Here is an 18045-nt window from a genome sequence, read left to right as displayed (position 1 = left end):
AGGGCTTTTTATTGTATTCAATAAATAACAGCATTATCTATAGGCTCATTGGTTGCAATATATCAATCTGGGTATTCTCTTCTAATCGCAATAAACTGTTCTATTTCTTGCAAAAACATCTGACATAATTGAAGATCAAATTGCTTTCCGCATTCTTCATTAAATAAAGTAATGACCTTATCTAATGGCCAAGCGTCTTTGTAACATCGTTTACTCATTAACGCGTCAAACACATCGGTAATTGCAGTAATACGAGCAAAAATATGAATTTCTTCTCCTACAATTTGGTTTGGGTATCCCTTTCCATCCCAGTGTTCATGATGTTCTAATGCAATTCTAGCGGCAGAATGCATGATCTCACCATCACCAGACATTAATAATTTATACCCAATTTCAGTATGTGTTTCTACGATAATACGTTCAGCAGGGGTCAATTTACTTGGTTTATCTAAAATGGATTCCGATATCCCAATTTTTCCAACATCATGCATCGGACTAATGACTTCAAGTAGCCGGTATTCATTCTTTGGTAAACCATAAATTTTACCGAGTAAAGATGACATTTTCGCAACTCGACGAACATGATTCCCAGTTTCTCCAGAGCGAGTTTCAATCGCCTCACCCAAGACTTCAATCATTTCTTTTTGAACGTTTAATGTTCTTTTTTGCAGGGCAAGAATATGGGACTTGTTTTCACTTAATTCTTTTTTACGACGAATAGCAATTGATTGAGTCATAATTATCCCAAGCAACATAGCGATAAGTAACAATGTGACGGTAATGATATTTCGATTATCATAAAAATAAGAATGGGGTTCGTTTACGATAACTGACGTATAAGGCAGTGTGCTTTTACTAATATTAAACTGGTTAATAACTTGGTTATCGAATACATACCCTTCCCAAGCTTTAGGGAAACCAGCAATCTGTTTATTAATCGTAAAGTTTAACTTTTTTGTAAGGCTTATTACCGACTGAACTCCCAGTGCGTAAGATCGATTAACGTAACCACCTAGTACACCATGTCCAAGGTAGTGCTCCCAAAATACGAAAATAGGGATTTGACTGTCTTGGGATAATTTAGAAGCAACTGTATTATAGTCGTAATAATGCCCATCACTTAACTCTGTATTATAGTGCGTTAGAAACGCGACTGAATTAGAACTCGCTTCAGATAATAACTTAGCGGCATCAGCTAAACTTTGATGACTCACAACCTTAATATTCAGGCCTTTAAATGCAACGGCTTCTTCAATAAAGCGTCGACGAATAAGCTGTGACGTTAAGCTATTATCACTTAATAAATAGACCGTTTTTAAATTAGGATAAAGTTTTTGAGCCAATTCTAGGTTTTTAGTAATGTGATCTTTTTCATAAAATACCGCGGTACGGTGCTCTATGGTCGATAAATTAACTGACAGGTTATTGATACCTACCGCAATGATAGGGATTGAAGGGAATAAATGGTCGCCATAGCGAATTAAAAAATTAAGCGCATTATCGTCTGACACAATGATGGCATCAAAATAATGAGTATTATATTTACCGTTAAGGTAACTCTCGTACTGTGACGTATATTTACTGCCATCAATACGCTTTGAATCCATGTATTCTATAGATAAACGAATGTTTCGCTCAGAGGTTGCTGTCGCGTTCTTAATTCCCTCTTCTATTTTCTCAGTCCATTCATAAGAAGGACTGTAAGAATGAAGAACGAGGATATTGATTGGCTTTTTATTCAAATCATTCTGCGAGTGTGTTATCGCAGGATTGCACAAACACAAAATAATAGTGACTAGAAAATAAAGAGAACGGAACATATTATTTCTACGGAGCTCAACATAAGAAAACAATAACTAAGTTTATAGCTTCACACATGAAGTAAACTTAGACCCAGAAAGGCTAGATTGTTGTTCCATAACTGCGCTAATAAATCCGTTTTCATTAATGCTATCCCCATTAACCACAACATCAGAAACATACATTGTTCCATCAATGATTTGTGATATACAGGCTGCAACAGGTTTCATTCCATCTAAAGCAACAAATAATTGATACTCATCAGAAACATCTACTTGAGTCAAAAACTCGAGAACATCGTCGTAAGTATTTTCCCACTGACTTGCTACCGTCATTGCCCAGCGAATCGTCAATCGGTGTTCAGTTACTTGTAATACAGTAACCGTATCGCTAATTAATCCGGCATCCGGAGTAAAAGTAAGCTGCTCGGTTAGTGATTGAGATAAATAAACGTCTCTTCCTTTAATACTTTCTGGCGTAGGAAATTCCACGTCCACTTGACTGCTTAGCCAATCCATTTTATTTTTATAAAATGCTTCATTATTGATCATTTTGGAACCTACAAATAAAAAAGGATGGCTAAGCCATCCCTATATCAATTAAAAATTCAAGAACGCAAAGCCTGTTTCATAAGCTTCTTGTTGATAACCTTTTAAACCAATTTCTTTCACGCGAACCATTTCAGGAAAACGTTTTAAGCTTGCTTTTTGATCAGCAGCAGAAAGCATTTCAACTTCAACTGTATCAATTAACTGAATAGCTGCTTCCAGTTTAAAACCAATAGCACCACCAGCAAACTTACCTTTCATTAAGCGTTCTTTGATTACCACAGTATCAACTTGGTAATCTTCCATCAATTTTTTAAACTTAAACTGAAAATCACGAATTGATTCAGCTTTTGATGGATCAGTAAAATCAAACTTAGATACTCGACAATCAGGCAAATCAATCATGCCATCTGATGAGTTGATTAAACAAATAATTGCTTCACTACCTTTTAGCTCAACGCCACATACTTTCATTATAGAATCCTAACAATATCTTGAACTTAACGATTATAGCTTAATTATAATAAATAGATACGTTGAATCTTATGTGATGACGCTTTATCTACCACCACAATTATAGAAATAGCGTTAGATCACTGACCCCAGATATTGCAAAAATCAGGCACGCACATTTTTGGTTGTGCTCCTGAGCTGCAACCACCTAATACTAATGCGATAATAATGGCCGCAAACATTTGTTTTTTCATGATAAATACTCACAAATTCATACTATAAAATAAACTCAAGTTCACTCTACAACATGTAATAAAAGAAAAATTGTTTTTTAATACAAAAGCACTTTTTTAGATTCCTATGCTAAAGTGTTCATATTGCTCAATTTAGGAATCTATTATGTTTAAGAAGGCCCTTCTGCTTGGTGTTATCACTTTAACACTTTCTGGTTGTGATAATAATGAAGTCGGTGATGTTTCTCTTGGTTTATTTACAACAAAAGACATCAAACTTAGCGTATTAACAGACCCTGAAATTCCAGGCGTTACCTGTCATATTGCAAACGTAGAAGCCGATCTTGATTTCGCAGACCCAAGTGACATGTCTATTTCTTGTCGCCAAACTGGAGAAATAACACCAGATATGATGGTTAATATTGACCGTTCTAAATCTGGTGAAGTCGTTTTCAAAAAATCAAAAAGTATCTTATTCAAAACATTAAAGATTCGTCGTATTTTTGATGAAAAATCACAAACCATCATGTATTTATCTTATTCAACAAAAGAAACGTCTGGCAGTTACAAACACAGCCTCTCAACGGTACCATTATGGGGAACGAAAGCTTACCAAGAACAGCCTATCGTACCCGTAGAATAAAATAGTTGGGTGAATTCTCCTTTTAATAAAGAGAATTCACTCACTGCGTTACCAATGCATTTTTAATACGGTAATTTCTACTCGACGGTTACATTTACGGCCTAGCGTGGTTTCGTTATCACACAAAGGTAAATATTCACCAAAACCACGAGAATAAAGCTGACTCGCATTAAGATTGTTATCAAGTAAATAACGACGCACTTCATTTGAGCGTTTTTCTGATAAATTCTGGTTATTTATCGCGTTACCACTGATGTCAGTATGCCCATCTAAAACCAAAGCCAATTCAGGTTTTGTTGCCATTATCGAAATAAGTTGATTTAACAATGAGGTTGCTAGTGGTGTCAATGTGGCTTGTGCTGATGCAAAATGCACTTTTTCTTGAATCGTAATAACGAGTTGGTCATCACTCATTTCATGATACACGATCCCCATTTGAGTCAGTTGCTCTGCAACCTTTCGCATATCATCATCTTTAAGTTCACCATTTGGCCCCGTAAGTGCAGAAGTCACTTCCTTGCTATCCACAACATCAATCACCTTTTCTTGAGACTCAACATATGGATCTTCAAACGTAGGATATGGTGCATCTTCTTTCGTTTTTGGCGCCGTATCTAATAAGTTATTACTATAAGACGTACAGCCAACCAATAGAATGGAAAAACATAACGATAGAACTCTTAACATGGGTTACCTGAATAATATGGATTCTTAGATACCTTATCGACAAAACCAATAACATCTTTAGCTAAAATATAGGGATTTACATGAGTAATGTGAGCTTTGTTCCGTCTTATTGACTCAAAATAAACCAATTTATACCTTAATTTTCATTCATGCGATTAATAGAATTGACATTTTTTCTGGTCTGGTTACCATTTCTCTTTTATATGACGAGAAATCCCTATGTCTGAAGTTGAAAATACACAAAAAGAAGCAATTGATCTAGAAACGATCTCACCAGAACTTAAAAAAGTTATTGAGTTTGAAAGCGTTCCTGAAGAAATGTGGCACATGCTTGTTTCTGTACACGAAGTAGCTGAAATTGCGGTTCGTGAATCTTGGGATGGCATGCCAGTAAGTGCTCAACGCGTACTGGACAACTTTGAGCAATTTCACGCACTAGTTTCTTTAAGCCAAAGCTACGCTGGTTATGATTTCATGGCAGAATTCGAAACAATCGATTTGCCAGAAAACATGGATGATGATGCAAAAGCGGAATACCGCTCTCAACTGCTTGACCAAGTGTTACATAACTGTGTTAAAGACTTAACGAAGCAAATTAAGAAAGCACGTCGTGATCCAATCATGAAACGCGAACTTGCTGAAATCTTCAAAAAGTAATTATTGATAAGGATGGAGACTATCCATCCTTTTATTGAGGAATAATAATGGCTCGTACTGTTCGTTATACTTATAAATCAAAAACGAAAGAGATCCCTTTTTCGTTCCGTGAATTTCACGGTCCATTTGAAGCAGCAGCGGCGGCTGAAGGTATTGATATCTCTAAATTTGATACCATGCTAAAGCAAGTAGAAATGGCATCATGTGATGCAGGTGCAGTAAAAGATTTTCGTTACAGCTATTTTGCTAAATTAGGTTTTAGTAAAGTGAGTTTTGTAAAAGACGAAGAATAACGCCTCCATTATCGGATTTGCGTTAACCTGCCTAGCATTGATGGATGATATGACCATGTGTGATCAAACATCTCCATTAATGCTGGATTACCATATTTAGACAAGCACACCGCATGAAAACGATTTTGATGCTTCTTTAACTCCCCGACCATTCCATCAATGCGCTCAGAGTGCGTAGGTGCAATAAAGTCAGATAAAACGACTAAATCCGCATTCTTATATTTATCACCCCGCATAAGCTCTATAGACTGCTCTAATACGGGTTCAAGATCCGTTCCACCATGAAATTGATACGATAAAAAATCAGCAACTTCTTTCAGTCCGTCTTGTTTACTTAACTCATAAGTAATTTGTTGCGTAGAAAACAAAATAACATAGCAATCTCGTCCTTCCGCTAACGCTATCTGCATTAACCCATAAGCCAGTGCTTTTGCACATTGTTCAGGAAATCCGCTCATCGAGCCTGAGGCATCAATACAAACAACAAAAGGGCCTTTATCTACCATCACATCACCAGAAGCTCTCGATTGTGTGGTTATTTTCCGAAGCTTTCGATCCGCCCCTTCCATTCGATAATTCATTAACCGCTTATCAACGAGATGTTGATAAAAGATAACTTCTAATTCGGGATGAGATAAAAACAAAGTCTCGTTAGGAAGTAAACGACTTAAATCATCGCCTTCTTTTATTCCAACAATATCGTCGGTAACAAAATCACTTTTCTCTTCAATGACTTTAACTTCTTCAGCCATTCCTTGTGAAAGATTAGGATCCTGAACATCGTTGGCCATTCGACCAAGTTTAGAGGCGATGTCTTGCAATCCTTTATTCTTTTTCAAAAAACGCGCGTGTAGCTTCATGATATCAACATTGGATTTGGTTAACTTAGCCGAAGCCATGTCCCATAATTTTCCAATTTGAGTATCGTCACCTTCCACAGTGACTGACTCCATTGTTTTTAACGTTTCTATCCGTTGATACAAATCAGCCAGTAGCTTTTCTTTGTCTTCTTTTAATTCGGTTACTTGTGCTATTTTGATCGAGTCAGATAAACTTTGATACCACCGTTCGCAAAAGAATCGTGGAAACATAGGATTCATTAACCCTTTGTTATTATTTACTAACTCTTTTGCTTCTACGTAAAATGCAGAATGCCATTTCAACTTAGCGACGACATCATCAACATTCGTGTAAAACTCAGATTCACTCCAATAAATCACTTCTTGATATAAAGCGAGTTCATCTTGAATCCGTTCCGTTTCACACACTTTAGTCATCTTATGTTTAACACGACCACTCCACTTAAGAATGTGATTCTTAATGGTCGGTTTAATGTTGGGGTTTGATTTTGCTGCCGTCAAAAATTGTGGGCGTGACAATATCTCTGTTATGGATGAATCAATCATCCCAGATTCCGCAACCATCATCACCAAATTTAACGCATCAACACCTAACATAAATTTCCTTATACCTACGAATACACGTTAAGAGTAATAATCACTGAATTTCAACATACGACGACTCGCGTTTTCAAATTGAGTTTTACACCCTTCAATTCGCTGAGACAACAACTGTAAGCTGTTTTCAATCACTGATGGCAAACTCTCTTCTATGAAGTTATGAGGTAAAGCTGCATGGAATTGAGTTCGGCTCATACGCAATTGATGATCCGCTTCGTTTAGTTTTTTCTTGTTCTCTTCAACTTGCTCTGCCCATTGAGTAAATTGAGCGTCTGTTGGATTATTATGACCAACCATACCAACGAGTACGGAACGATTTGCAATGTCTTTAATGACAAGACGAGAATCCGCATCCAATTCAAAGTGCAGCATGCACAAGCTTGGATTTTGGTTAACATAACCATAAACCTCCGCTTGCCCCTCTTTCATTTGTTTTGCTATATCATCAGGATTCACATACACCCAACGACTGTCGCCTTTTTCACCTTCAGATACAGACATATTAGACTGTAACATTACTAATTTAATTAATTGATGGGCATTGCCTACACTATAACGTTTACCTTTTGAAAAATTAAACTCGTAGCTCTCTTTCTTAATGAGACGATTTCCACCACTTTCAATATGTAATTCGATGCCTTGTTTCACCAATACCGCGGCTTCCATGTCCGCTATATCAGCTTGAATCATCTCAATATTCATTGATACGTCTTGTTGCTCAAAGGCTTTTTCTGACGCGAAACGTCGAATGGTTTCTCTGACTTCTTCGCGGTTTGCTGGAGTTGTCCACAAGCAATCTTGAAGCAATAACAAATCCATTGGATTAATTTCATTACGGCCACTAGAGAAAGCCGCTGCTTTAAGCAATTTTACTGATTTTTTCCAACGACGATCGGAAACATACAATCCATCACCAGATTGCAAATCAATCATATTCTTTAATTCAAACAGCTTTTCAAACACAGAATCGGTCAATGCCAATCCATCCAAGTCTTTTTGCCATTGATGATATTCAGCATCAGTCACAACAAGGCTAGGATCAATTTCAGTTTCCTGAATCGTGCCCGTCATTAACATGGATTTAAAGTTGTTTTTATTTTGAATGCGATTAACGAAAACACGAACCAGCATTCGGTCATATAGCGCATCTAAGCCACTGTCTTCGTCTGGTAATTCATTGGATGCAGATATCAGTAATCGCATGGGTACAGGAAGGATTTCATTGCCGTTTTTAAACGTTTTTTCATTCACTACGGTAAGTAGCGTGTTTAATATTGCTGGTCCCGCTTTCCAAATTTCATCGAGAAAAACCACTTGGGCATCAGGAAGGTAACCATCAGTTAAGCGCACGTATTTACCGTTGTCTTTCAATTCTTGGATAGACAACGGTCCAAAAACCTCTTCTGGTGTTGAAAAGCGCGTCATTAAATATTCAAAGTAACGACTGTTATCAAATGCTTTTATTAAACGTTTCGCAATTAAACTTTTTGCAATACCCGGAGGGCCAAGTAAGAAGACACTTTCACCAGAGAGCGCGGCAAGCAAACAGAGACGCATTGTATCTTCACGCTCATAGACGCCATCAGACAATGCCGTCGTCAATTTTTGAATTCGCTCAGACAACAATGCGCGTTCTGCACTGGTTTTAATTGAGGTACCTTGCATTACATTCCCTTACATTTCAGATGTCACATTTATCTTGAGTATAATGTAATTTCAATAGTGGTTATAGTTACATATTTACATAATTGTTTGATAAACAATCATTATAACTACCTAATTAGTCATATTTCCCAATTTATGACCTTTTTATTCGTTAATAATAATGCTTAACCGTTGTTATTTGATCATGAGAAGGATGTGAAAATTAGGTTTATTTTCGTTGAATCGAATTAACGATTATGACATTAAATTCCAATACATGTATTTTTAGTGATGGATTGTTACATTTATAAACACTATTATAGCGTTGTTGAAATATATAATAATGGCAAGAAACCCTCTCTAGTAATAAATGGTAATCAAGGAAGAAGCATGATTGATTTTCGCTCTGACACCGTAACCCGTCCAACTCAAGCTATGCGTGATGCAATGGCTAATGCCCTTGTCGGTGATGACGTTTATGGTGATGACCCGACTGTAAATGAGTTAGAACAATGGACCGCAGAGCGTCATGGATTTGAAGCGGCATTATTTACCTCTTCAGGTACTCAAGCTAATTTGCTCGGCTTAATGACGCATTGTGAACGTGGTGATGAGTATTTATGTGGGCAACAAGCGCATAACTACAAATACGAAGCTGGCGGAGCGGCGGTTTTAGGTTCAATCCAACCTCAACCGATTGAGAATAATCCAGACGGCTCGTTGTGTTTTACAAAACTAGCAGCTGCGATTAAAGCCGATGATTTTCATTTTGCTCGTACAAAATTGTTAAGTCTTGAAAATACAATTAATGGGAAAGTGTTGCCATTATCTTATCTTGCTCAAGCTCGTGAGTTTGTTAATAAGCATAATTTAGCGCTTCACTTAGACGGCGCTCGTGTTTATAACGCAGCAACAGCACTTAATGTTGATATTAAAGAAATCGCACAGCATTTTGATAGCATGACTATCTGTTTATCAAAAGGGTTATCGGCACCCATTGGTTCTTTGTTGTTAGGCCCGAAAGAGTATATCCAGAAAGCACGCCGCATTAGAAAAATGTTAGGTGGTGGCATGCGTCAAGCCGGTATCCTTGCCGCCGCAGGTAAATTGGCGTTAACTGAGCAAGTTCCTCAGTTAGCTATAGACCACAGCAACGCAAAATACCTTGCTAAACAATTGAATACGGTGGATGGTTTTTCTGTCAATGTTGAACATATTCAAACAAATATCGTATTTGCAAAATTAGACGCGAACGTTGATATACACCATATTGAACAAAAAGCTCAACAGCAAGATATCTTAATCTCTGCGGGTAACCCTATCCGTTTTGTGACACATAAAGACATTTCAAAAGATGATATCGATACGTTTATTGCCTTTTTAAACGCATAACTCGTTATCGACAACAACAGTCTTAATACTAAAAAGAGCATTCTAATAATGCTCTTTTTTGTTTATACCCACTAAACTTATCCGTTAAAATAAATAGAGCTAAGAATTACCCTTCAATCACTCTCATTAATAACGAGCCATCAAACATTGCCTGTTTCACTAGGGCTGCACCCGGCATCGTCGCTTGAGTGTAAAATCGACTTTCTTCTAATCGTATATCTTTCGCATATAAAGGAAGAACCTGATTCTGGATACAATCCATGATTGCTGGATATAAAATGTGTTTAGAAAGATTAATTTCTCCACCAATCAATACAATTTCAGGGTTAAATAAGTTCACCATAATGGCGACTGCTTCACCTAAACTGTGCCCAAGCTCAGTGATCACTTGTTTCGCCAAAATATCACCTTCGTTCGCGGCTAAACAAATATTCTCTATCGTGATCACTTTGTTTTTCAATGACGTCTCGTGCCCACTATTGATTAAGTTTTGAACTTGATCACGTAATGCTTTTGCACTGGCAATGGTTTCTAAACACCCAGAGTTACCACAGTGACAACGTAACCCAAGTTTGTTAATTTGAATGTGCCCCATTTCACCGATATTACCGGTTCGACCTTGCAACACCTCCCCATTCATAATGATTCCAGCCCCCACCCCATGATGAATAGAAACAAGAATCGAATTATCAAATTCTTGGGAATTACCAAAGAGCTTTTCAGCTAACGCCCAACTTCTGGTGTCATTACCGACAAAAACAGGCAAGCCTGTCGCTTCATAAATCTTAGGACCAAGAGGGAGATTATGCACATTATAATGTGGCATCTGAATCACTAGCCCTTGAGACGACACAATTAAACCAGGCAGTGAGATAGCAATGCTGGTAATTCGCCCAAGAATACGAGCATGCTTTTGGAAAAAACGTTCAATTTCAGTCAACAATTTGGCTAACAGTTCATCTTGTTCTATTTCTTTGATATTCTGCTTTTCTTCAATGATTTGCTGACCGCCTAAGCTGTGCAAAGCAATAGTTAAATACCCACGGCCTAAACGAAGTGAAAGGAATTGCCACCCTTCATTGTCAACTTTCAACCCAATCGCTGGACGACCGCGACTATTTCCTTCTTGTACCTGCGTTTCTTTGATAAGGTGTGCATCAAGTAGTTCACGCGTAATTTTAGTTATGCTTGCAGGCGCTAAATGACTCTCTTTTGAGAGCTCGATTCGAGAGATAGGGCCACGTTGGTCAATTAGTTTATAAACCCGTCCTGCATTTACTTGTTTTAAGTGATCAATCTGTCCGGGCTGTGCCACGTACATGGGTGTCTCCAGTAAAAAAATGTAGCAATAAATCATTTTTTTACTTTGCGAAGTAATTGTGAAGCTTAAGAGTTAACCTACGTGACTTTAATCACGAAGTTTATGAAATATTTACTGAAAATGCGACTTTACCCCGTATTTCATCCACCGAATTTTATAGTTTTTTATTTGAGTAAAATAATTATGTCATCCGCGTTATTTAAAATTAATGAGTTATTTGAAACCATTCAAGGTGAAGGCACTTTTACAGGTGTACCCTCTATTTTCTTACGTTTGCAAGGTTGCCCAGTGGGCTGCTCATGGTGTGATACCAAACAAACATGGGATGTGGAATTAAGCGATAAAACAGACTTAGCGACCATTCTAGCAAAAACAGAAGACGCACCAAGCTGGACTGAATTAACGGCGTTACAAATTATCGATATGTTAGTTCAACAAGGGTATACCGCAAAACACATGGTTATCACCGGTGGTGAACCTTGCATGTATGATCTCACCTCATTAACAGAAGAATTAGAAAAGAACGGTTACCGCTGCCAAATTGAAACCAGTGGCACCTACCCTATTCTTACTTCAAATAACACTTGGGTGACCGTGTCACCAAAAATAAACATGAAAGGTAAGCTTCCAGTATTAGACGAAGCTCTAATGCGTGCCAACGAAATCAAACACCCTGTAGGCACCACTAAAGACATCGAACAGCTAGAAGCGCTATTGGATGGCGTTAATCTATTAACTGATGTAACGATTGCATTGCAACCGATTAGCCAGAAACCACGCGCTACCGAACTGTGTATTGAAACCTGCATTAAGAAAAACTGGCGACTTTCTATACAAACACACAAGTATTTAGCGATTGCGTGATAAAGTTTTACAATTTCCTTGTTTGAATCATGGAAATGTCATCATTCTCGATATATGTTTATCTAATAATGAAGTAAATACAATAACATCCTCTTGGAGATAATATGTCTAACAGACTACGTAGAACAAAAATCGTTTGTACTCTTGGCCCTGCAACTGACCGTGATAACAATCTTGAAAAAATCATTGTCGCTGGTGCAAACGTTGTTCGTATGAACTTTTCACACGGTAGCGCAGAAGACCACATCGAACGTGCAAAAAAAATTCGGGAAATCGCAGCAAGACTAGGCACACACGTAGCAATCCTTGGTGACCTTCAAGGTCCTAAAATTCGCGTATCAACGTTTAAAGACGGTAAAATCCACTTAACTATTGGTGATAAATTCACCCTAGACAGCGATTTACCAAAAGGTGAAGGCAACCAAGAAAGCGTTGGCCTTGATTATAAAGAATTACCACGTGACGTTGTAGCAGGAGACGTTCTGCTTCTTGATGACGGTCGTGTTCAATTAAAAGTTACCGCCGTTGAAGGCAATAAAGTTCACACTGAAGTAACGGTTGCGGGTCCTTTATCAAACAATAAAGGCATCAACAAACAAGGCGGCGGTCTTTCAGCTGAAGCACTAACAGACAAAGACAAAGCAGACATCATCACAGCTGCTGCAATGAAAGTAGATTACCTAGCAGTTTCTTTCCCACGTAATGGCGAAGACATGAACTACGCTCGCCGTTTAGCGCGTGACGCAGGCCTTGAAGCGAAATTAGTCGCTAAAGTAGAACGTGCAGAAACAGTAGCAACAGAAGAAGCAATGGATGACATCATCATGGCTTCTGACGTTGTTATGGTTGCTCGTGGTGACCTAGGTGTTGAGATTGGCGATCCTGAATTAGTCGGCGTTCAAAAACAACTGATCCGTCGTGCTCGTAGCCTTAACCGTACGGTTATCACAGCAACACAAATGATGGAATCAATGATCACAAGCCCAATGCCAACTCGTGCTGAAGTGATGGACGTTGCTAACGCCGTACTTGATGGCTCGGATGCGGTAATGCTTTCTGCTGAAACAGCGGCTGGTGATTTCCCTGTTGAAACCGTAACTTCAATGGCAAGTGTTTGTATTGGTGCTGAAAAAGTACCAACAGTGAACGTATCTAACCACCGTTTAGACCGTCGTTTCACTACGCCAGAAGAAACGATTGCAATGTCTACTATGTATGCAGCAAACCACATGGAAGGCATCACTGCGATGATTACGCTGACTGAGTCTGGTCGTACACCATTAATGATGTCTCGTCTAAGCTCTGGTTTACCAATCTTCGCTTTGTCTCGTAACGAAAGCACACTGAACCGTGCAACACTTTACCGTGGTGTTACGCCAGTGTTCTTTGATGAAAGTGCAGATTCTGGCTTACCATCAACACACGCCGCTATCAATGCACTAAAAGACAAAGGTCTATTAGTAAAAGGCGACCAAGTTATTATCACTCAAGGTGATGTAATGGACATCGTAGGCTCAACTAACTGCATGCGAATCATTACTGTTGAGTAATAAAACACGCTAAATTAAGTGATTAAAAAGCCCTGAGAGTCGTGATGACTCTCTGGGCTTTATTTTTACGCACAATTCAGTGCTTGCCGCTTATCATTTAAATTACTTTTGGATTAATACAACGCGGCATTCATACGGACGCAGTATTCCACCCTCTTGCGGTGGTGTAGATTCGACATCACCGTAGTTCGCTAAAATGTATTCCGATTGCTTCCCTGTTAAATCTAAAGTAATAGGAACGTCATTACCGTAAAAATTATGTACCGCAATCAAACGATGCGTCGTATTTTCACGTTGGTAACAAAATAGAGATTCATGCTCAGGCATAAGATCGCGATAATCCCCAGTAGTAATGACATCAATACGCTTACGCAACTGAATCAATTTCTGATAAAAGTAAAACACGGAGCTTGAATCACTGACTGCTTTTTCTGCATTTACACTCTTATAGTTAGTCGCAATCGACAACCACGGTTTTCCTTGAGTAAACCCAGCATTTTCCAAATCATTCCATTGCATTGGGGTACGGGAATTATCTCGTGATTTCTGGTCTAAAATCTCAAGCATCTCATCGTCTGAAACTGACTTATCTTGGTTCACCATGATGTTGTACATATTGGTACTTTCAAGATCACGATATTCATCAATAGAAGTGTAGTGTGGGTTGGTCATCCCAATCTCTTCACCTTGATATATATACGGTGTTCCTTGCATCATGTGTATTGAGGAAGCAAGCATCTTGGCTGATAATTCACGATACTCACCATCGTGACCTAAACGGCTAACCACTCTTGGTTGGTCGTGATTACACCAGAACAATGCGCCCCAGCCTTTACCATTCAAACCTGTTTGCCAATGATTAAAGATGGATTTCAATGATAAGAAATCAAATGGGAATTTCGTCCATTTATCGCCATTTTTATAATCGGCTTTAAGATGATGGAAGTTAAACACCATCGACAGCTCTTTGCCTTCTTTCGCTGAATATTGTTGGCAATGCTCTAATGTGGTCGATGACATTTCACCAACCGTAACAGAACCATACTTTTGAAAAACAGCGTCACTTATCTCTTGTAAATATTGATGTACCTTAGGGCCATCAGTATAAAATCGGCGGCCATCTCCCACATCGTCATTCAGAAATTCTTGTTGTTTTGAAATCAAATTAATGACATCTAAACGGAATCCATCAATGCCTTTTTCTGCCCAAAAGCTAATAATATTTTTCACTTCTTGACGAACCTTTGGATTCTCCCAATTTAAATCCGCTTGTTCTTTAGCAAAAAGATGCAAATAATACTGTCCAGAGGACTCATCTAACGCCCACGCATTACCCCCAAATTTAGACTGCCAATTCGTTGGTTCTTTATCATCAACGGGATCTTTCCAAATATAATAATCTCGATATTCGCTGTCTTTATTTCCCAATGCCGATTGAAACCAATGATGCGTTGTCGATGTATGATTAACAACGATATCCATAATAATACGTATACCACGAGACGTTGCTTGTTCAAGCAATTCATCCAGATCATCCATCGTTCCAAAATCAGTATTAATGGAATAATAATCTGAAATATCATAGCCATTATCAACCATTGGCGATTGATAGACAGGTGTCAACCATATCGCATCAATTCCCAGTTTTTGTAAATAATCCAGTTTTGAAATGATCCCTTGGATATCTCCGGTACCTTTATCGGTACTATCACAAAAGCTTTTTGGGTAAATTTGATAAACGGTCGCTGTGCGCCACCACTCTGTATTTGTCATTCTATGTTCTCTAAACCACTAAAAAAGAGAACACCTTTGCACTATTTCAATCAACATAAAGACAAAGGTGTTAAATAATTACGCTACGGAAACGTACAGCTGTTCTTTTACTTGCGCTCGTTTATACAAGGCAAGCGTTAACATCGCAGGAACGACGATCGCGACAAGCATAGCTACGCCATAAATACCCCAGTATTGCGGCTGAATAGAAAGAATACCCGGCAAACCACCAACACCAATACCATTCGCCATGACGCCTGCACTCCCACAAATAGCCGCCGCCATCGCAGAGCCAATCATCGCACTCAACATCGGAAATTTGTATTTCAAGTTAATACCGTACATTGCGGGCTCAGTAACGCCTAAATACGCAGAAATAGCCGCAGGTACTGAAATATCACGCTCACCGCTTTTTTTACTGATAATAATGATGCCGACAACGGCCGATGCTTGAGCAATATTTGATAACGCAATGAGTGGCCAAATTGGGGTTCCACCGAGTTCTTGCATCAATTGCAGATCAACCGCATTCGTCGTATGGTGGATCCCCGTGATCACTAATGGTGCATAAAAGAAACCAAAAATCACAGAACCAACAATTGCAAAGTCTCCTGTCATTGCTGCTTTTGCTGCCATTGCAACTCCGTCACCAACAATACGCCCAAACGGGCCGATGAAAGCGTGAGCTAAAATTACAGACAACAAAATAGAAACAAATGGCACAACAACAAGGTATAGATAAGAAGGAATGATGCGCTTCAAATTTGTTTCAATAAAGGCGAGAGCAACTCCAGCAAGCATCGCGGGTATGACTTGAGCTTGATACCCAACTTTCTCTATCACAAATAGCCCAAAATCCCATACATCAGGGACTTCTTTACCAATAAGGTACGCATTCATCAATTGTGGTGACACTAAAGTAATGCCTAGAGTAATGCCGAGAATTGGTGTACCGCCCAACTTTTTCACCGTAGACCAACACACACCAACGGGTAAGAAGAAGAAAATGGCTTCGCCAATCAACCACAAGAAAGAATGCACAGTGGCCCAAAACTGGCTAATTTGAACCAATGTCTGACCATCAAACATTTTGATGTCGCCAATGACATTTCTAAACCCTAAAATCAAACCACCTGTGATAATCGCTGGCAGTAAAGGAACAAATATCTCAGCAAGGTGCGATATTCCACGCTCAATAATATTCATATTTTGACGAGCGGCTAATTTAGCATTCTCTTTTGAGGTGCCTTTTTCACCCGTCAATTCATTTAAAATCGTAAAAACGTCATCAACTTCAGTACCAATAACAACTTGAAACTGTCCTGCATTGGTAAAACACCCTTTTACCATTCGAATTTTTTCAATGCTTTTTACGTCGGCACACTTCACGTCATTTAATACAAAACGTAAGCGAGTTAAACAATGGCTTACACTCGCAATGTTCTCTGATCCCCCGACTAGTTCTATCAAACGTTGTACGTCCTTTCTCTCTATTTTACTCATGCCTTTAATCCACGTTGATTATTGTTTTACATTGATGGGAATGTTCCCATTTTATTTTCGAGTATAATTACAAAGATGAAACAAGAAATAAATGAGAGTCTTCCCACAAGGTGAATTAGATCACAATAAAGTCTCTTTTGTAATAAGACTAAACCGTCAGTGACTGAGTAAGATGCGTGATCGTTACGTTGCCATCTAATTGCTGTAAAAGCTGCTTAGCGGCACTTTTTCCCGCTAATTGATAACCAGGGTTAATACTGATGATATTTGGAAATAAGAAAGAAAGTAGCTCATGCCCACCGACACCGGTTACTTGAATGTCATTACGGTGTAACTCCTGAAGCCGTTTTGCTACCCCAAGCGCTATCGTATCACTCGCACACACAATGGCCTGTAATTCTCGGTCTAAAACAGAATCAACTAACGCATACGCACTTTGGTGATCAAGCTGCCCTGTCGCAAACTTTGGGGGAAGGTTTCGCTCATGACACCACTCAAGGTAAGCCTCTAGACGCAATTTACCCGTTGTTTTGTCACTAGGATCAACGCCAATATAGGCAATGTTCTGCAAGTTCATGTCAGACAGATGGTAAAGCGCTTGTCGAATAACCCCTTCATTATCATAATTAATCGAGCTGACTTTATCAGTATCCATTGCGATCACAACCATGCGCTCATTCCAACGCTCAATCTCAGTCATATCACAATGTGTAAATCCGAAAAAAATCACACCATCAACGCTGCGTCGTCTTAATACCTCTAAATGTTCATTCGTTTTTTGAGCATCAAACTGACTTTCCATGATCACTGCATCATAACCATGTTGGTAGATAACCTCTAGAATACCGCTAACGGCTTTATTTTCAGAGGGAGAGTCAAGACGAGAAGTAATAACACCAATGACTTTCTGGCTGCCACCACGCATGCTTTGAGCCGATTTGGAAGGGATAAAACCAGATTCTTTAATTATCTGTTCTACTTTTTGACGAGTTTCTAACTTCACTTTAGGATCGTTCGTTAATACACGAGATACGGTTGATTTCCCAACGCCAGCCAGTTTCGCAACATCAAGGATCGTCAATTTCTTCGTCATGTTTACTTCATCCATCTGTGTTTATTTAATTTACAATAATACCGTTATCTTCTTTTTTCTGAATCTAATTCATCCAGATTTACAACCTTTCATAAAAAACGCACAAGCTATCTCGTGCGTTTTATTATTCA

At 38.7% G+C, this 18045-nt stretch carries 16 protein-coding genes; 6 read left to right on the top strand and 10 right to left on the bottom strand.

Annotation, left to right across the window (positions count from 1 at the left end):
- Positions 1–62 precede the first annotated feature (62 nt).
- The 3 genes from VSAL_RS19125 to VSAL_RS19115 all read right to left on the bottom strand — a co-directional run bounded on the left by VSAL_RS19125 (position 63) and on the right by VSAL_RS19115 (position 2822).
- On the bottom strand, positions 63–1742 hold the full coding sequence (locus tag VSAL_RS19125; protein WP_231850925.1) for an HD domain-containing phosphohydrolase: 1680 nt from the start codon (positions 1740–1742) through the stop codon (positions 63–65).
- Positions 1743–1862: 120 nt separating this feature from the next.
- Positions 1863–2351: a hypothetical protein gene (locus VSAL_RS19120; protein WP_012551912.1), complete on the bottom strand. Its 489-nt coding sequence runs from the start codon at positions 2349–2351 to the stop codon at positions 1863–1865.
- Positions 2352–2399: 48 nt separating this feature from the next.
- Positions 2400–2822 carry a DUF3010 family protein gene (locus tag VSAL_RS19115; RefSeq protein ID WP_012551911.1) on the bottom strand — a complete coding sequence of 141 codons (423 nt, stop codon included), beginning with the start codon at positions 2820–2822 and terminating at the stop codon, positions 2400–2402.
- 378 nt (positions 2823–3200) lie between these two features.
- On the opposite strand from VSAL_RS19115, the gene VSAL_RS19110 reads away from it, so the two are divergent.
- The gene (locus VSAL_RS19110) at positions 3201–3677 is read left to right on the top strand and encodes a CreA family protein (protein ID WP_012551910.1); all 477 of its coding nucleotides are present in this window, start codon (positions 3201–3203) and stop codon (positions 3675–3677) included.
- A gap of 48 nt (positions 3678–3725) precedes the next feature.
- On the opposite strand, the gene VSAL_RS19105 is transcribed toward VSAL_RS19110, so the two are convergent.
- Entirely contained in the window at positions 3726–4364 is a 639-nt protein-coding gene (locus VSAL_RS19105) for an OmpA family protein (protein ID WP_012551909.1), read from the bottom strand.
- A gap of 219 nt (positions 4365–4583) precedes the next feature.
- Between VSAL_RS19105 and VSAL_RS19100 the strand changes: the two genes are divergently transcribed.
- A complete protein-coding gene (locus VSAL_RS19100) occupies positions 4584–5021 on the top strand; it encodes a DUF3069 domain-containing protein (protein ID WP_012551908.1) in 438 nt (145 codons plus the stop codon).
- 47 nt (positions 5022–5068) lie between these two features.
- A complete protein-coding gene (locus VSAL_RS19095; RefSeq protein WP_012551907.1) occupies positions 5069–5314 on the top strand; it encodes a DUF2960 domain-containing protein in 246 nt (81 codons plus the stop codon).
- A gap of 8 nt (positions 5315–5322) precedes the next feature.
- On the opposite strand, the gene viaA is transcribed toward VSAL_RS19095, so the two are convergent.
- Both viaA and VSAL_RS19085 read right to left on the bottom strand, forming a co-directional pair.
- Positions 5323–6771 (bottom strand): ATPase RavA stimulator ViaA, encoded by a 1449-nt coding sequence (gene viaA, locus VSAL_RS19090; protein ID WP_012551906.1) that lies wholly within the window; start codon positions 6769–6771, stop codon positions 5323–5325.
- 27 nt (positions 6772–6798) lie between these two features.
- Positions 6799–8439 carry an ATPase RavA domain-containing protein gene (locus VSAL_RS19085; RefSeq protein ID WP_012551905.1) on the bottom strand — a complete coding sequence of 547 codons (1641 nt, stop codon included), beginning with the start codon at positions 8437–8439 and terminating at the stop codon, positions 6799–6801.
- A gap of 372 nt (positions 8440–8811) precedes the next feature.
- Here VSAL_RS19085 and ltaE point away from each other — a divergent pair, with 372 nt between their 5' ends.
- On the top strand, positions 8812–9810 hold the full coding sequence (gene ltaE / locus VSAL_RS19080) for a low-specificity L-threonine aldolase (protein WP_044583650.1): 999 nt from the start codon (positions 8812–8814) through the stop codon (positions 9808–9810).
- Between the two features lie 106 nt (positions 9811–9916).
- On the opposite strand, the gene mlc is transcribed toward ltaE, so the two are convergent.
- Complete coding sequence (gene mlc / locus VSAL_RS19075; protein WP_044583573.1) at positions 9917–11131, bottom strand: sugar metabolism global transcriptional regulator Mlc; 1215 nt, start codon at positions 11129–11131, stop codon at positions 9917–9919.
- A 183-nt stretch (positions 11132–11314) separates the two neighbouring features.
- On the opposite strand from mlc, the gene queE reads away from it, so the two are divergent.
- Positions 11315–11995, top strand: a complete 681-nt coding sequence (queE, locus tag VSAL_RS19070) for a 7-carboxy-7-deazaguanine synthase QueE (RefSeq protein WP_012551902.1) — start codon at positions 11315–11317, stop codon at positions 11993–11995.
- Positions 11996–12099: 104 nt separating this feature from the next.
- Positions 12100–13545: a pyruvate kinase gene (pyk, locus tag VSAL_RS19065; protein ID WP_012551901.1), complete on the top strand. Its 1446-nt coding sequence runs from the start codon at positions 12100–12102 to the stop codon at positions 13543–13545.
- 102 nt (positions 13546–13647) lie between these two features.
- Here pyk and treC read toward each other — a convergent pair whose 3' ends face one another.
- From treC to treR, 3 genes are all read right to left on the bottom strand, one after another.
- Positions 13648–15318: an alpha,alpha-phosphotrehalase gene (treC, locus tag VSAL_RS19060; protein ID WP_012551900.1), complete on the bottom strand. Its 1671-nt coding sequence runs from the start codon at positions 15316–15318 to the stop codon at positions 13648–13650.
- Positions 15319–15396: 78 nt separating this feature from the next.
- Complete coding sequence (gene treB / locus VSAL_RS19055; protein ID WP_012551899.1) at positions 15397–16821, bottom strand: PTS trehalose transporter subunit IIBC; 1425 nt, start codon at positions 16819–16821, stop codon at positions 15397–15399.
- A 148-nt stretch (positions 16822–16969) separates the two neighbouring features.
- A complete protein-coding gene (treR, locus tag VSAL_RS19050; protein ID WP_012551898.1) occupies positions 16970–17914 on the bottom strand; it encodes a trehalose operon repressor TreR in 945 nt (314 codons plus the stop codon).
- Between the last annotated feature and the right edge of the window lie 131 nt (positions 17915–18045).

Source organism: Aliivibrio salmonicida LFI1238 (assembly GCF_000196495.1).
GTDB lineage: Bacteria > Pseudomonadota > Gammaproteobacteria > Enterobacterales > Vibrionaceae > Aliivibrio > Aliivibrio salmonicida.
The sequence above is the reverse complement of the archived record's forward strand: the minus strand, read 5'-3'. Positions and strand labels throughout refer to the sequence as shown.

Coding starts and splice junctions, on each gene's coding strand:
- VSAL_RS19120 (WP_012551912.1), bottom strand. CDS start 2,351: ATGATCAATAATGAAGCATTTTATAAAAATAAAATGGATTGGCTAAGC.
- VSAL_RS19115 (WP_012551911.1), bottom strand. CDS start 2,822: ATGAAAGTATGTGGCGTTGAGCTAAAAGGTAGTGAAGCAATTATTTGT.
- VSAL_RS19110 (WP_012551910.1), top strand. CDS start 3,201: ATGTTTAAGAAGGCCCTTCTGCTTGGTGTTATCACTTTAACACTTTCT.
- VSAL_RS19105 (WP_012551909.1), bottom strand. CDS start 4,364: ATGTTAAGAGTTCTATCGTTATGTTTTTCCATTCTATTGGTTGGCTGT.
- VSAL_RS19100 (WP_012551908.1), top strand. CDS start 4,584: ATGTCTGAAGTTGAAAATACACAAAAAGAAGCAATTGATCTAGAAACG.
- VSAL_RS19095 (WP_012551907.1), top strand. CDS start 5,069: ATGGCTCGTACTGTTCGTTATACTTATAAATCAAAAACGAAAGAGATC.
- viaA (WP_012551906.1), bottom strand. CDS start 6,771: ATGTTAGGTGTTGATGCGTTAAATTTGGTGATGATGGTTGCGGAATCT.
- VSAL_RS19085 (WP_012551905.1), bottom strand. CDS start 8,439: ATGCAAGGTACCTCAATTAAAACCAGTGCAGAACGCGCATTGTTGTCT.
- mlc (WP_044583573.1), bottom strand. CDS start 11,131: ATGTACGTGGCACAGCCCGGACAGATTGATCACTTAAAACAAGTAAAT.
- queE (WP_012551902.1), top strand. CDS start 11,315: ATGTCATCCGCGTTATTTAAAATTAATGAGTTATTTGAAACCATTCAA.
- pyk (WP_012551901.1), top strand. CDS start 12,100: ATGTCTAACAGACTACGTAGAACAAAAATCGTTTGTACTCTTGGCCCT.
- treC (WP_012551900.1), bottom strand. CDS start 15,318: ATGACAAATACAGAGTGGTGGCGCACAGCGACCGTTTATCAAATTTAC.
- treB (WP_012551899.1), bottom strand. CDS start 16,821: ATGAGTAAAATAGAGAGAAAGGACGTACAACGTTTGATAGAACTAGTC.
- treR (WP_012551898.1), bottom strand. CDS start 17,914: ATGACGAAGAAATTGACGATCCTTGATGTTGCGAAACTGGCTGGCGTT.